This is a genomic window from Streptomyces sp. RG80 (assembly GCF_040446465.1).
Taxonomy (GTDB): domain Bacteria; phylum Actinomycetota; class Actinomycetes; order Streptomycetales; family Streptomycetaceae; genus Streptomyces.
Window position 1 is genome coordinate 42,772 of sequence record NZ_JBEAAJ010000016.1, and the last position, 15,170, is coordinate 57,941.

The 15,170-nt window shown below is 70.1% G+C and carries 10 protein-coding genes and 3 pseudogenes; 8 read left to right on the top strand and 5 right to left on the bottom strand.

Annotated features, from left to right (window positions below; all coding sequences use genetic code 11):
- Window positions 1-1,226 (bottom strand): annotated as a pseudogene (locus tag ABKA17_RS42260) (low temperature requirement protein A).
- A gap of 152 nt (window positions 1,227-1,378) precedes the next feature.
- Here ABKA17_RS42260 and ABKA17_RS42265 point away from each other — a divergent pair.
- Window positions 1,379-1,600: pseudogene (locus tag ABKA17_RS42265) on the top strand (transposase family protein); the annotation flags it as partial.
- 33 nt (window positions 1,601-1,633) lie between these two features.
- Here the strand turns inward: ABKA17_RS42265 and ABKA17_RS42270 are convergent.
- The 3 genes and pseudogenes from ABKA17_RS42270 to ABKA17_RS42280 form a co-directional block, all read right to left on the bottom strand.
- Window positions 1,634-1,762, bottom strand: a complete 129-nt coding sequence (locus ABKA17_RS42270; protein ID WP_353697863.1) for a hypothetical protein — start codon at window positions 1,760-1,762, stop codon at window positions 1,634-1,636.
- A 32-nt stretch (window positions 1,763-1,794) separates the two neighbouring features.
- Entirely contained in the window at window positions 1,795-2,598 is an 804-nt protein-coding gene (locus tag ABKA17_RS42275; protein WP_353697737.1) for an SDR family NAD(P)-dependent oxidoreductase, read from the bottom strand.
- A 157-nt stretch (window positions 2,599-2,755) separates the two neighbouring features.
- Window positions 2,756-3,717: pseudogene (locus ABKA17_RS42280) on the bottom strand (oxidoreductase).
- Window positions 3,718-3,888: 171 nt separating this feature from the next.
- Here ABKA17_RS42280 and ABKA17_RS42285 point away from each other — a divergent pair.
- A complete protein-coding gene (locus tag ABKA17_RS42285) occupies window positions 3,889-4,806 on the top strand; it encodes a helix-turn-helix transcriptional regulator (protein WP_353697738.1) in 918 nt (305 codons plus the stop codon).
- 519 nt (window positions 4,807-5,325) lie between these two features.
- Window positions 5,326-5,721 (top strand): CPCC family cysteine-rich protein, encoded by a 396-nt coding sequence (locus tag ABKA17_RS42290; RefSeq protein WP_353697739.1) that lies wholly within the window; start codon window positions 5,326-5,328, stop codon window positions 5,719-5,721.
- A gap of 61 nt (window positions 5,722-5,782) precedes the next feature.
- Here ABKA17_RS42290 and ABKA17_RS42295 read toward each other — a convergent pair whose 3' ends face one another.
- Window positions 5,783-6,124 carry a hypothetical protein gene (locus tag ABKA17_RS42295; RefSeq protein WP_353697740.1) on the bottom strand — a complete coding sequence of 114 codons (342 nt, stop codon included), beginning with the start codon at window positions 6,122-6,124 and terminating at the stop codon, window positions 5,783-5,785.
- A 790-nt stretch (window positions 6,125-6,914) separates the two neighbouring features.
- Here ABKA17_RS42295 and ABKA17_RS42305 point away from each other — a divergent pair.
- From ABKA17_RS42305 to ABKA17_RS42325, 5 genes are all read left to right on the top strand, one after another.
- On the top strand, window positions 6,915-7,937 hold the full coding sequence (locus tag ABKA17_RS42305) for a LacI family DNA-binding transcriptional regulator (RefSeq protein ID WP_353697741.1): 1,023 nt from the start codon (window positions 6,915-6,917) through the stop codon (window positions 7,935-7,937).
- A gap of 265 nt (window positions 7,938-8,202) precedes the next feature.
- Entirely contained in the window at window positions 8,203-9,336 is a 1,134-nt protein-coding gene (locus ABKA17_RS42310) for a glycoside hydrolase family 12 protein (protein WP_353697742.1), read from the top strand.
- A gap of 174 nt (window positions 9,337-9,510) precedes the next feature.
- Window positions 9,511-11,715 (top strand): glycoside hydrolase family 3 N-terminal domain-containing protein, encoded by a 2,205-nt coding sequence (locus ABKA17_RS42315; protein ID WP_353697743.1) that lies wholly within the window; start codon window positions 9,511-9,513, stop codon window positions 11,713-11,715.
- Between the two features lie 42 nt (window positions 11,716-11,757).
- Entirely contained in the window at window positions 11,758-13,959 is a 2,202-nt protein-coding gene (locus tag ABKA17_RS42320; protein ID WP_353697744.1) for a glycoside hydrolase family 6 protein, read from the top strand.
- A 101-nt stretch (window positions 13,960-14,060) separates the two neighbouring features.
- Complete coding sequence (locus ABKA17_RS42325) at window positions 14,061-15,137, top strand: lytic polysaccharide monooxygenase (RefSeq protein ID WP_353697745.1); 1,077 nt, start codon at window positions 14,061-14,063, stop codon at window positions 15,135-15,137.
- Window positions 15,138-15,170: the final 33 nt, after the last annotated feature.

Sequence of the window (15,170 nt, forward strand, 5' to 3'; positions counted from 1 at the left end):
TCAGTCGGCGGCGGTCACATGGGGTCGGACGGCGGTGTCCCGGACGAGGAGCAGGGCGGTCACAAGCGCGGCCAGGAGGGCCAGCGCGACGAGAGAGGGGACGAAGGTGACGGCGGGTCCTGCGACGAGGCAGACGGCTCCGCCGGCGAGGAGGTGCGGGGAGCGGTGACTCGTGGTGCGGAAGAGCAGGGCGGCCGAGGCGAGGAGGAACACACCGACGCCGCCGGGCAGGGCCCAGGCAACGACACCGTGGAGGGGTTCGGTCAGGTCGTAGTGGCCGGTGTCGGCGATCTGCGTGAGGGCCTTCTTCATGCCGAGGGCGGTGAGGACGATTCCGGCCACGAGTGGAAGGTGGAGGAAGGTGTACGCGTCACGGGCCATCCGGGTGCGGTCGTCGCCGGTCACGGTGGTCAGCCGATGCTCGACCGTCTCGGCGAGTTGACGGAAGTACAGGCGCCACAGTCCTGCGGAAACGAGCAGCCCCAGGGCGGCACCGGCCACGACCGGGGTGCTCAGCGCGAAGCCGGAGACGCCGACGCCGATGGCGACGATCGACTCGCCGAGGGCGATGATGACGATCAGGCCGTGGCGTTCGGCGAAATGGCCGGGTGAGGCGACCCGCCAGCCCGATTTTCCGGTGAGGAAGATACTCAGGTAGTCGATGATCACAGCGGCGAGCCAGATCAGGACCTGAGTGGTGCCGGTGAACGCCGCCCGATGAGGAGCAGGACGAACGGCGGGGCCACCGAGAGCAGGGCGGTGCGGCGCAAGACGCGGTGCAGTGCCTGATCGGTGGGGTCGGACAGCCAGTACGTGACCAGGTGAAGGACGCGGACGGCGCCGTAGCACAGGACGAAGACCAGAGGGGCGGGCAGTCCGCCGGGCGCGTCGTTGTAGATCTCGGGCACGGCCAGCGCCACGATCAGGACGACGGCCATGACGGACACCAGCACGGTGAACATCGCGCCGGAGTCCGCCCGTACGACGTTCCCCAGCCAGGCGAAACAGCACCAGCACCACCAAAGCAGCGCCAGCGCGACCATCCCGCCGAGCAGCCGCAACCCGCTCGGGTCGGCCGCCATCAGTGCTGTGACCTGAGTGATCGCATACACGAACACCAAGTCGAAGAAGAGCTCGGCCGGTGTCACTCGGTGGCCGCCCTCGGTCGCGACCAGCCGCGACCCTTCGCCATTCGCTACCACAACTCCCCCTCCGGGGCGCCCCACCGCCCACCGGCGGAACGATAACCCACTGGCTATGGCCAAAGATGGTCGTAGCTGGGTACGGGAGTTCGCTTCCCGCGTACACAACGGAAGAGGGAAGTGATCCTCCGTTTCGGGCGGCCGAGGCCGGCCCGGGCTCGGCGAGGTGGGCCCAAGGGGCTTGGCACGGTTACCACTGGCGGACCGTGGCTGATGTGCCGGTCGATGGGCGGCGAGTGGTGGTCCGTGTGCGGGTGCGGCGTCTGGTGTGCCCCACGCGCGGCTGCCGGCATACCTTCCGCGAGCAGGTGCCCGGAATCTTGGACCGATGCCAGCGGCGCACCACTCGTCTGACCCGGCAAGTGAGGGCCGTGGTCAAGGAGCCAGCGGGCCGGTCGGGGAACGTTTGCCTGCGATACTCGCGGCGGGCGTCACGGAGTGACCGTGTACGTCTGTACGCCGAAGGCCTGACCGAGCGAGTTCGGCGGCGCCACTGTCACCGAGGTCCCGTCCACGGTCACCTTCAAGAAGTGGTAGTCCTGCGCGTCGTCCGTGGGCACCGGCGCGGCGCCGCAGGCGGTCGAGGAGCAAGTCAATGCTCAGGGCGAGGCTTGGCCTTGGTGGCGTGGCGGGCGGCCTTGTAGGTCTCGGGCAGGAAGCGGTGTTCGATGGCGGTGCGCTTTGTGGCGGCGTCGCCGCCGACGACCTCGGCGCGTCCGTTCATCAGGGCGAGGAAGCCCTGGCGGGCGACTTCCTTGCGGTTGTTCTTCTTCATGCCGGGGCCGAAGGCGGTGTTGTTCATGCCGGCGCGGGTGTGGAAGTCGCTGTCGGTGGCTCCGGGCATGAGGCAGGTGACGCCGACGCCGTGTTCCTTGAGTTCCTCGCGCAGTCCGAGGGCGAACATCCGGGTGAAGGCGCGGGAGGGCCCGTACACGGTCTCGTAGGGGGTGGGCAGGGTCGCCGACAGCGACGAGGTGATCAGGATGCGGCCGCGGCGGCCGGCGGCCATGTGCCGGGCGACGTGCTTGGCCAGGTGGACGACGGAGGCCACGTTCAGCTGGATCAGGGAGAGTTCGTCGTCGAGGTCGGTGTCGAGAAAGGCGCCGCCGATGCTGCGTCCGGCGTTGAGGACCGCGGCGTCCAGCGGCCGGCCGGTCTCCTGCACCGCCCGCCACACCGTCTCGACGCCCTCGCTCTGGGAGAGGTCGGCGCGCACGGGTGTGACGTGGACGCCGAGCCGCGCGAGGACGGCGGCTGCCTGGTCGGTGTGCGCGCTGCGGCCGGTGGCAATCAGGTCGAAGCCGTTGAGGGCGAACAGCTTCGCGAGTTCGTAGCCGATGCCCGCGGAGGCCCCGGTCACCAGGGCGAGCGGGCGGTGGGAGGCGGTGCTGCTCATGCGAGGTGCTCCTTGGACGTGTGCTGGGGGTGGGGTTACCAGTTCTGGCGCGTGGGGTGGATGACGATGTCGTTGACGGTGACGTCGGTGGGCCCGCCGGCCTGTGACAGGACCGGGGGTCCGGCGTTGTCACAGGCCCGCGGATGCCGGTGCTGGGTCAGGCGTCGAAGTCGGCCGACTTCGTCAGGGCCTCGTTCGCGCGGATCTCGGCGAGCATGGACTCCAGCTGCTCGATTGCCATGCCGTACGCCGGAGCACCCAGCAGCAGTCGCTGGGGGTGGGTGTCGGCGGCGAGGGCGGTGATGATCGCGCGGGCGGCGGCGTGGGGGTCGCCGGGCTCTTTGCCGGTGTCCGCGCGGAACGCGGCACGCTGAGCGCCGACGGTGTCGGCGTAGTCGGCGATCTCCCGCTCGGGCAGCGTCTCGTCTGCGGACCGGCCGGCCCAGTCGGTGCGGAAGGGGCCGGGCTCCACGAGCAGCGTGGTGATGCCCAGCGGGGCGACCTCCTGGCGCAGGGCGTCGGTCAGTCCCTCGACGGCGAACTTGGTGGCGGCGTAATAGCCGACGGCCGGGAAGGCACGCAGGCCACCGATGGAGGAGAAGTTCACGATCGTCCCCGAGCGGCGTGCGCGCATGCCGGGCAGGACCGCGCGGATGACGTCGGACAGGCCGAAGACGTTGATGTCGAAGATCCGGCGGATCTCTGCCTCGGTGCTTTCCTCCACGGCGGCGAAGTAGCCGATGCCGGCGTTGTTGACCAGCACATCGATGCCGCCGAAGTGTGCTTCCGCGGTCTCGACGGCTTCCTTGACCTGCCCGCGTCGGTGACGTCGAGGGGCAGGGCGAGCGCCTGGTCGTTGCCCTCGACGAGATCCTCGACCTGAGCGACGTTGCGGGCGGTGACGACCGCCTGGTGGCCGGCGCCGAGGACCTCCTGGGCCAGGGCACGGCCGAAGCCGGTCGAGCAGCCGGTGATGAACCAGACCTTCTGCGAAGCAGTCACGATGCGGATCTCCCTCAGAACGGGCGCACCCCTCCTACGGCGATCACAAAAGGTGACGCCGGCAGGGGCGCTGTGTACGGGGTGAAGCGGCGCCCGCTCCGGGCCGGTGCGATACACACGGCAGGCGGGCCCGCGAACCCTTCGAAGGTCCCTGCGATGGCCTCCTCACCATTCATGCATGCCACAAAGCGGCAGACCAAGCCATGAACGGGGGCCAGTGCTGCCGGGGAAAGACCTTCCCCCCTTCGCCGGTGGATCCCCGCCACGAGCCGGGGAACACTGGCAGGCATGGCGAACAATGCCGAGGAGATCAAGAAGTTCCTGCGCGCCCGCCGTGACGCGGTCCGCCCCTCCCAGGTCGGCCTGGCCAACTACCCGGGCCGGCGGGTACCTGGCCTGCGTCGTGAAGAGGTCGCACAGCTCGCCGGGGCCAGCGTGGACTACTACACCCGCCTGGAACAGGGACGGCTCACCAGCGCCTCCGAAGGCGTCATCCTCTCCATCGCCGAGGCCCTGCAACTCACCCAGGCCGAGACCCAATACCTGCGCGACCTGCTGCGCCCCCAACCCCGACGCGGCACGGAGGAGGCGCCGCCCCAGCAGGTGCGGCCCGATTTGCTGCGCATGCTGAACGGGCTGCACGACCAGCCCGCCTTCGTCCTGGGCCGCCGCAACGAGGTCCTGGCCTCCAACGACCTCCTCGATGCCCTCCTCACCCCGTTCAACCACCGCCCGCCCGGCGAGCGCAACCTGCTGCGTTGGATGCTCCTCGAGCCCGCGGCCCGCTCCCTCTACCTTGACTGGGCGCAGATCACCTCCGAGGTCGTCGGCGTGCTGCGGGCCGAGGCCGGCCGCAACCCCCACGACCGGCAGATCGCCGAATTCGTCGCCGAACTACGCTCCGCATCCCCGGAGTTCCGCATCTGGTGGGCCGAGCGGACCGTCGTCGAACGCACCTGGGGCAGCAAACGGTTCAACCACCCCGTCGTCGGCCGCCTCGACATCACCTACGAAGCCCTCTCCCTGCCCGGTGACCCAGACCAGATCCTCTTCGTCTACGCCGGCAAGACCGACGACGACCTCGAAAAACTGCGCATCCTCGCCAGCTGGTACGCCCACTCCGCCCCCCACCTTGCCATCGCCGGCAAGCACACTGCCCAGACCCAACGGCACGGCACGGGCGAGCAGGATCCCCGCCGCGCGTAGGCCTGCCGTAGCGCCCCGCCCTGCCACGGCGGCCCCTCCTCGTTTCCTCCGGTCCTCAGCGCACAGACAAGGAATGATCATGCCCGCCGTGCCTGCGAACCGGCGGCCCCTCGCCTTCGTCATCGGCGCTTCCAACGGCACGGCACGGGTGAACAAGATCCCCGCCACTCGGCCCTGCTGTCCCCCCTGCCGGGCTGTCGTTCGAGGGTGGCTGCTGGCAGAAGGGGGTCAATTCGGGGCTCGAAACTGTCGGATCCGAAAGGCGGGACATCGTCTGCGAAGACTCGTGCGAACAATGAGGCTGGACGTCCTGCAGCCGCAGCGTGCGCCAGTGGCGCGGGTCAGCGGGTTCCGGAACCGCGACCTCCACCTCAGGACCGTAGGCGAAGAGCCTCTCCTGGCAGACACCGCAAGGCGCCAGGGTCCAGTACCCGCGATCGCCATCGGCGGCGGTCACGCACCCCGACACCACCACACCTCGCTGGAAACCAGTTGGTCCTCGCGGTGGAGTCGGACAGGATGACCCGCGTGATCCTGAAGTACCCCTGCGTGTGCTGCGGCCGTCTGACCATGGACGAGCCGCCGGGCTCGTACCAGATCTGTCCGGTCTGCTTCTGGGAGGACGACGCTGTCCAGCTTCGCTGGCCGGACTATTCAGGCGGAGCAAACCGGCCTTCGCTGGTCGAGGCCCAGGAGAACTACCGGGCTTTCGGAGCTTGCGAGGAACGGTCCCTGGAGCACGTCCGCCTGCCCGAGGACGACGAGCCGATGGATTCGAGCTGGCGCCTCATCGATCCCGAGCGTGACCACTTCGAGCCCAAAGGCATTCCGCTGGCCGCGTGGCCCGACGATCGCACTGTCCTGTACTGGTGGCGATATCGGGACACGGGGTTCTGGCGTCCCGCCACTGGCTGATGCCGCACCCCCGGCGTGTTCGTCGAGTCGGGCCAGGAGAGCGTCGAGATCTGCTCGCGTGCTACCTGTGCCTTGGTAGCCGCACGTCCCGCTGGCGCTCGAGCGTGGGCCGGAACTCAATCGTGATGACGAAGAACATGCAGGACTCGCAGATCGACTCGAAGTGGCAGTCCATCTCGACGGGGCGAGCGCAGTAACCGTTGCCGAGCATCCGGCGGTGCACCTCCCGGCGGAGCTTGGCCATCTCCGACCCCTCGGCGTCCGCCGGCAACTGGCGTGGGGCGTCGTAGAGGGCCTCTACCTTCTCAGAGACCGCGAAGTACTCGTCCGCGACGGTCCGGGCGGCGATCCGCACCGGTCGCTCGCTCAGCGCGCCATCGCGCCGCGGCGTGCCGATCGACACGCCACGCGAGTGTCTAGCCAGGGCCACGTCCACCTGTACGCCGACAACCAGGCCCTCGATGCCGGCTGCGCACCGCGCACGTTCGTTTCAGAGCCCATGTCTGGCCTCGCGTTTTCACGAGGTGGGCTGTCCCTATGCTTGATCAAAAGCAAGGAGTACCTCTGACCTCGGACGACGAGGTGCGTGCTGGTGGTCGAGACCGTCCTCAAGTCCGTTCTGAATCAGGCGATATCGACGGTGTTGCGCCGTTGCGAGCGGCCCGTGTGCGGTACATGGTCCGCGCAAGACCCTGGTGGATAGGGCGCTCGCGATCGCGCCGGGCAGGGGTTGGCCGGCCGCTGTCGGAATGCCGTGTCTGCTCAGGTAGACGCGGTTTGCGAGGGAGCGTACGCCTGATTGGCGCGGGCCTTGGCCAGCTGGGTTCGCGGTCGGCCCCGACCGATGTGGCGGGGCACTCGGATGCTCTCCAGGCCCGACTGGAGCTGCAACTGTCGTGCCGTGCGTCGACAGCGGCTTCGGCCCCTCCACGACCGTCAGGAGCAGCGCACGAGCGGTGCGGCGAGGAGGTGCCGGCCTGCGTCATCCCCCGCGATCCGGCCGGCCCTCCCAAGTCGGCGGACGTACGGCCTTGCTGCGCGGGGCAGTTGGCCAACTACAAGCCACTACAAGGCGACGGTGTCCGGAAAGGTGCGCGAAATCGAGCTGCGGGAGCGGTACTCCGGCTGATCCGCCGGGGTGTTCGATCACAGGGGGGACGCGGCCCGTAAGATCGGGTGCCCTGGGGGTGGTTATGGGCAGGCAGCGCCCTGGCTCGCCGACGTTGGAGGAAGTGGCGGCTCTCGCCGGTGTCGGGCGAGGCACCGTCTCACGGGTCGTCAACAACGCGGCGGGCGTGAAGGAGTCCACGCGTCGGGCCGTCGAGCGGGCCATCGACGAACTGGGCTACGTGCCCAATCTGGCGGCCCGTTCATTGGCCGCGCGGCGCGCGGACGCGGTGGCGCTCGCGCTGACCGAACAGGACTGGCGGCAGTTCGGGGAACCCTTCTTCTCCGAGATCATCCGCTCGGTCGGCGACGCCCTCGCCGACACCTCGGCGCAACTGCTGCTCACCCTGGTCCGCACGGACATCGAGCGGCAGCGTTTCGTCGAGTACGCGCGCGGCGGGCGCGTGGACGGGGTGCTGCTGCTGTCCGTACGGGCAGACGACCGGCTGCCGGACATGCTCGCCGACGCGGAGCTGCCCACGGTGCTGCTCGGCCGTCGCTCGGGCGACGAGCGCGTCACCTATGTGGACGCGGACAACGTCGGTGGGGCCCGCGGCGCGGTCGAGCACCTGCTGCGCGGGGGGCGTCGGCGGATCGCCGCCGTCACTGGACCGCTCGACATGTACGTCACCCAGTGCAGGCTGCGCGGGTACCGGGAGGCGCTGGCCGCCGCCGGTGTGGAGGCCCTTCCGTCACTGGTCGTCGAGGGTGACTTCACCGAGGACAGCGGGCGCCGGGCGACGGCCGAGCTCCTCGCCCGGCACCCGGACGTGGACGCCGTCTTCGCCGCCTCGGACACCATGGCGGCCGGAGCACTCGGGGTGCTGCGGGCGGCAGGCCGCCGGGTGCCCGAGGACGTCGCGGTGATCGGGTTCGACGACTTCCCGCTCGCCCAGCACACCGAGCCGTCGCTGACGACGGTCCGCCAGCCGCTGGAGGAGATCGGGCGGACCATGGTGCGGCTGCTGATGGAGGAGATGGAGCAGCCGGAGGTCGCCTGGCGCCATGTCATCCTGCGCACCCGCTTGGTGGTGCGCGGCTCGGCCTGAGGGCCGCCGAGGACGGGGCCGGGCGCAACCTTTCGGGAGCGCTCCCAACTCCCGGCGCACGTCGAAAGATTGCGACGTGTCCGCCTGACCTGCGACGTCGAAATCCATTCGACGCATTCGCGTGCACAGGGTTGTCAGGGACATGGGCGGATATCTACAGTCCCACCCGAACCGGTGGTTTGGGAGCGCTCCCATCAGTGGGGAGATGGGAGCGCTCCCGTACCGGCCCCGACCCAGCCGAGCCACGTTCGAGAGAGGCACCCGCATGCGACCGTTACCGCACCGTCCCCGCCCCGTGCGCGGCCTGTTCGCCGCGCTGCTCTCCGCCTTCGCCGCGCTCGCGGCTCTCCTCGTCGCCACACCGCCGGCCCAGGCCGACACCACGATCTGCGAGCAGTACGGCACGACCGTCATCCAGAGCCGCTACGTCGTGCAGAACAACCGCTGGGGCATCAGCGCCACCCAGTGCGTCACCGCCACCGACACCGGCTTCCGCCTCACCCAGGCCGACGGCTCGGTGCCCACCAGCGGCGCCCCGAAGTCGTACCCGTCCGTGTTCAACGGCTGCCACTACACGAACTGTTCACCGGGCACCAACCTTCCGGCGCAGCTCAGCACCATCTCCAGCGCGCCCAGCAGCATCTCCTACGGCTATGTCTCGGGCGCCGTGTACAACGCCTCGTACGACATCTGGCTGGACCCGACGCCCCGCACCGACGGCGTCAACCGCACCGAGATCATGATCTGGTTGAACCGGGTGGGCCCGATCCAGCCGATCGGCTCGCCGGTGGGCAACACCACCGTCGGGGGCCGCACCTTCGAGGTGTGGACCGGCAGCAACGGCTCCAACGACGTGATCTCCTTCGTCGCTCCCTCGGCGATCAGCAGCTGGAGCTTCGACGTCATGGACTTCGTCGACCAGACCGTGGCCCGGGGCCTGGCACAGAACAACTGGTACCTGACGAGCGTCCAGGCCGGGTTCGAGCCGTGGCAGAACGGCGCCGGACTCGCGGTGAACTCCTTCTCCTCCGCCGTCAACCTCGGTGGTGGCGGAGGCCCGGGCGGCCCCGGGGGGCCGGCCACGGCCTGCCAGGTGACCTACGCGACCAACGTCTGGCAGGGCGGCTACACCGCCGACGTGACGGTCAAGAACACCGGTGCCACCGCCCTGAACAGCTGGCAGCTCGGCTTCACTCTGCCCTCCGGACAGCGTGTCACCAGCTCCTGGAACGCCACCCTGTCCGGCTCCTCCGGCGCGGTGACGGCGAGCCCCGTGGCGCACAACGCGCAGATCGCCGCCGGCGGCAGCCAGACCTTCGGCTTCCAGGGCACCTACAGCGGCACCTTCGCCAAGCCCGGCACCTTCACCCTGAACGGCACGGCCTGCACCAGCGCCTGACCGAAGCCGGCTGCACCGCACCGGCCTTCTCCGGGGCCCGCCCCGCCTTCCGCACCGACGGGGGCGGGCCCCGGCCCCACATCCCGCCCCTCCGGCCCGCACCCGGAAAGGCCGCACCCCATGAGCCCGAGCCGCACCGTGCCCGCACACCGCACGCCGTCCTCACCCCCGAGCGTGCCCTTACGTTTACGAACCCGCCGCCCCGCCCTCGTCGCCGCGCTGTGCGCCGTGACCCTCGCGCTGACCGGTCTCGCCGCCGCCCCGCCCGCCCAGGTCCCCACGGCCGCCGTCGCCCTGCCGTACCAGGACCCCTCCCTCCCGGTGCCCCAGCGGGTCACCGATCTGCTCTCCCGGATGACGCTCGACGACAAGCTCGGGCAGATGACCCAGATCGAGAAGGACGCGCTCGTCCCGCAGTCCGACCTCGCCACCTACCGCATCGGCGCGGTGCTCTCCGGCGGCGACTCGACGGTCAGCCCCAACAACGCCCAGACCTGGGCCGACACCTACGACTCCCTCCAGCGCACCGCCCTCGCCACCCCGCTCGGCATCCCGATGATCTACGGCATCGACGCGGTGCACGGCCACAACGCGGTGCGCGGCGCCACCCTCTTCCCGCACAACATCGGCCTCGGTGCCACCCGTGACCCGGCGCTGGTGCAGCGCGTCGGACGGGCGGTGGCCGAGGAGGTGGCCGGTACCGGCATCGACTGGTCCTTCGCGCCGTGTCTGTGCGTGGCCCGCAACGACCGGTGGGGCCGCACCTACGAGTCGTTCGGCGAGAAGCCCGAACTGCCCACCTCCATGGCCACGTTCGTCACCGGCATGCAGGGCACAGCCCTAGGTGGCGAGACGGCGTCGGTACTGGCCACCGCCAAGCACTACATCGGCGACGGTGGCACCACCGGAGGCGTCGACCAGGGCAACACCGAGCTGTCCGAGGCCGAGCTGCGCGCGATCCACCTGCCGCCCTTCCAGGAGGCGGTACGGCGGGGCGTGGGCTCGGTGATGCTGTCCTACAGCAGCTGGAACGGTGTGCGCTCGCACGGGCACAAATACCTGGTCACCGACGTGCTCAAGGGCGAGCTGGGCTTCACCGGCTTCGTCGTCTCGGACTGGGCCGCGGTCGACCAGCTGGACGGGCAGAGCGGCTTCACCGGCGCCGAGATCACCACGGCCGTCAACGCCGGCGTCGACATGGTGATGGTCCCGCACGACTACAAGAAGTTCCTCACCCTGCTGCGCGGAGAGGTGAACGCCGGGCGGATCACCCAAGCGCGCGTCGACGACGCCAACCGCCGCATCCTCACCAAGAAGTTCCAGCTCGGCCTGTTCGAAAAGCCCCTCACCGACCGGGCGTTGACCCCGACCGTGGGCTCCACCGAGCACCGGGCCCTGGCCCGGCAGGCGGTGCGGCAGTCGCAGGTGCTGCTGAAGAACGACGGCGCGATCCTGCCGCTGGCGAAGAACGCCAAGCTGTTCGTGGCCGGCAAGTCCGCCGACGACATCGGCAACCAGAGCGGCGGCTGGACCCTGGGCTGGCAGGGCCGCAGCGGGCCCGTCACCGAGGGCACGACCGTACTCAAGGGCATCCGCGCCGCCGCGGTCGACCCGTACCGGATCACCTACGACCGCTACGGCAACGGCATCGACGCCAGCTACACCGCCGCCGTCGCGGTGGTCGGGGAGACGCCCTATGCCGAGATGCACGGCGACCGGCCCGGCGGTATGGGCCTGGACCAGGAGGACCTGCAGACCCTCAGCCGGCTCAAGGCCAGCGGGGTGCCCGTCGTGGTGGTCCTGGTCTCCGGGCGCCCGCTCGACATCGCCGCCCAACTGCCCGACTGGCGCGCCCTGTTGGCGGCCTGGCTGCCCGGCACCGAGGGCGGCGGAGTCGCCGACGTGCTCTTCGGCGACCACGCCCCGACCGGCAAGCTCCCCATGACGTGGATGCGCAGCGCCTCCCAGCAGCCCATCAACGACGGCGACGGCAAGAGCCCGCTCTTCGCGTACGGGCACGGCCTGACCTACGGCACCGGTCCCGACCCAGACCCCGACCCGGACCCGGACCCGGAGCCCCAACCCACTTCCTGCACCGCCCAGTTCAAGGTCGTCTCGGCTTGGTCCGGCGGCTACCAGGCGGAGATGACCGTCAAGAACTCCGGCAGCGCCCAGCTCACCGGCTGGACCGTCGCATGGGACCTGAACGGCTCCACCGTCACCAGCCTGTGGAACGGCTCCCTGACCGTGTCCCAGGGCCGCGCGACCGTCCGCAACGCCGCCCACAACGGCGCCCTGTCACCCGGCGCCATCACCTCGTTCGGCTTCACCGCCAACGGCGGCGCGGGCACGCCCGCCCCGCAGTGCACCGGCTCCTGACGTACGACCGGCACACCCGCACGTACTACCGAGGAGGGCACGATGACCCACCCGACCAGAGCAGACGGCGCCTCGCTGCCGCGCACGCGCCGACGACGGTCGGCAGCCCTGGCCACCGCCCTGGCCACCCTGATGCTCGGGGTGGCCGGCCAGATCGCGGAACAGCCCGCGGCAGCGGCAGAAGCACATGTCGACAACCCCTTCGCGGGGGCGACCTTCTACGTCAACCCCGACTACGCCGAGCTCGTGAACACGTCCATCGCGCAGACCTCCGACGCCACGCTCAAGGCGAAGATGGAGAAGGTCAAGAGCTATCCGACCGCCGTCTGGCTGGACCGGATCGCGGCCGTACACGGCGGTGCGGCCAACGCAGGACGCAAGAGCCTGGCCGACCACCTCGACCTGGCGCTCGCCCAGAAGAAGCCCGGACAGCCCATCACCGCCACCTTCGTGGTGTACGACCTGCCGGGACGGGACTGCGCCGCCCTCGCCTCCAGCGGCGAACTCCCTCTCACCCAGGCCGGGTTGACTCGCTACAAGAGCGAGTACATCGACGTCATCGCGAACGTCCTGAAGAACCCCAAGTACCAGGACATCCGTATCACCACGGTCGTCGAGCCCGACAGCCTGCCCAACCTGGTCACCAACACCTCCGACCCCGAATGCGCCCAGGCCAAGAGCAGCGGCATATACGTCGAGGGCATCCGGTACGCCCTGGACAAGCTGCACGCCATCCCGAACGTGTACACCTACCTGGACTACGCGCACTCCGGCTGGCTCGGCTGGGACAACAACCTCACCCAGACCGTGCAGCAGTACACCGAGGTGGCCAGGGGGACCGCGGCCGGGCTGAGCAGCGTCGACGGGCTGATCACCAACGTCGCCAACGCCACGCCACTGGAGGAGCCTTTCCTTACCAACCCGGACAAGAGCGTCGGCGGCAACCCGGTCAAGTCCGGCAAGTACTACGAGTGGAACCCGAACTTCGACGAGTCCGACTTCACGAAGAACGTGCACCGGGCGCTGGTCTCGGCGGGCTGGCCCGCCTCCACCGGCATGGTGGTCGACACCTCCCGCAATGGCTGGGGCGGCTCGGCCCGGCCCACCGCCGAGAGCACCAGCACCACCCTCGACACCTATGTCACGGAGTCCAAGGTCGACCGGCGCGCCCACCGCGGACTGTGGTGCAACGTGAGCGGAGCCGGACTCGGACAGCCGCCGCAGGCCACACCCTCCGGATACCCGGACTCGCACCTCGACGCCTTCCTGTGGGTGAAGCCGCCGGGGGAGTCCGACGGGGCCAGCAAGGACATCCCCAACGAGGAGGGCAAGAAGGCGGACCCGATGTGCGACCCGGACTACACCGCGCCCAACGCGGGCAACAACAAGACCGGGGCGCTCCCCGACGCGCCGCTGGCCGGGCACTGGTTCCACAACCAGTTCCAGATGCTGGTGCGCAACGCCTACCCCGCCGTGCCGACCGGCGGCACCGACCCGGGCGACACCACCGCCCCGACCGGACTGCGGGCCACCGCGAAGACCGCGAGCAGCGTCTCGCTGGCCTGGACCGCGGCCACCGACGACGTAGGCGTGACCGGGTACGACGTGTACCGCAACGACACCCGGGTCGGCTCGCCGGCCGCCGGCACCACGTACACGGACACCGGACTGAGCGCCGCCACGGCCTACAGCTACACCGTGCGGGCCCGTGACGCGGCCGGGAACGTCTCCGCCGCCTCCGCCGCGCTGAGCGTCACCACCGAGACGGGCGGCGGCGGCCCCGACCCGGCGGGCGGTCTCAAGGTCGCCTACAAGAACAACGACTCCTCGGCCACCGACAACGCCATCCGCCCCGGCCTGCGGATCATCAACACCGGCAGCGCCGCCCTCGACCTGACCGGGGTGACCGCCCGCTACTACTTCACCCGGGACGACGGCTCGCCGACCGTGAACGCCTACTGCGACTACGCCGCGGTCGGCTGCTCCAACGTCAAGCTCAGGGTCGTCCCGCTGAGCACCCCGGTCGCGGGCGCGGACGCCTACCTGGAGGTCGGCTTCTCGGCCGGCTCGCTGGCCGCGGGCCGGGACACCGGTGACGTCCAGCTGCGTATGGCCAAGTCCGACTGGTCCGCGTTCAACGAGGTCGGCGACTACAGCCGCACCACCGCCACCTCCTACACCGACGCCCCGGAGATCCCCGGCTACCTCGGCACCACCCTGGCCTGGGGTGCACCGCCCGCCTGATCCGCCCTTCTCCCCACACTCCCTCGCCCGCCCGGAGCGACCTCTTCCCCGGGCGGGCGGGGGCTCCACAGCGGACAGCCACGCAACGAACAGGAGGCACCATGGTTCGACGCAGAAACCGGCTCCTCTCCTGGGCGGCGGTGCTCGCCACCCTGCTGAGCGGTCTCGGTCTGGCCCTGCTCGGCCAGGGCAACGCGCAGGCCCACGGGGTGGCGATGATGCCCGGGTCGCGGACGTATCTCTGCTATCTGGACGCCAAGACCGGAACCGGCGCCCTGGACCCGACGAACCCGGCGTGCAAGGCCGCGCTGGCCGAGAGCGGATCGACGGCGCTCTACAACTGGTTCGCCGTGCTCGACTCCAACGCGGGCGGGCGCGGCGCCGGTTACGTCCCCGACGGCAAGCTGTGCAGCGCCGGTGACCGCTCCCCGTACAACTTCACCGGCTACAACGCCGCCCGCGCCGACTGGCCCCGCACACATCTGACCTCCGGGAAGAGCATGCAGGTCCGGTACAGCAACTGGGCGGCGCACCCGGGCGACTTCCGGGTGTACCTGTCCAAGCCCGGCTACTCACCCGGCTCCCCGCTGGGCTGGGGCGACCTGGAGCTCATCCAGACCGTCACCAACCCCGCCCAGTCCGGCTCGCCCGGCAGCGAGTCCGGCCACTACTACTGGAACCTGAACCTGCCTGCGGGCCGTTCGGGCGACGCGGTGCTGTTCATCCAGTGGGTGCGCTCGGACAGCCAGGAGAACTTCTTCTCCTGTTCCGACATCGTCTTCGACGGCGGCAACGGCGAGGTGACCGGCATCCGCGGCTCGGGCGGCACCCCGACGCCCACGCCGACCCCCACCCCGACCGACCCGCACACCGGCTGCATGGCCGTCTACTCGGTGACGAACGCATGGAACGGCGGCTTCCAGGGCTCCGTCCAGGTGATGAACCACAACACGGCACCGATGAACGGCTGGGCCGTGCGCTGGCAGCCGGGCACCGGCACCCGGCTCAGCCAGGTCTGGAACGGCACGCTCAGTACCGGGACGGACGGCACGGTCACGGTCAGAAACGTCGACCACAACCGGACCATCGCGCCGGACGGCAGCGTGACCTTCGGATTCACCGCCACCTCCACCGGCAACGACCATCCGGTCGGCTCGATCGGCTGCGTGACCCCGTAAGAAGTCCTGCCGAGACGCCGACTCCCGCACCGC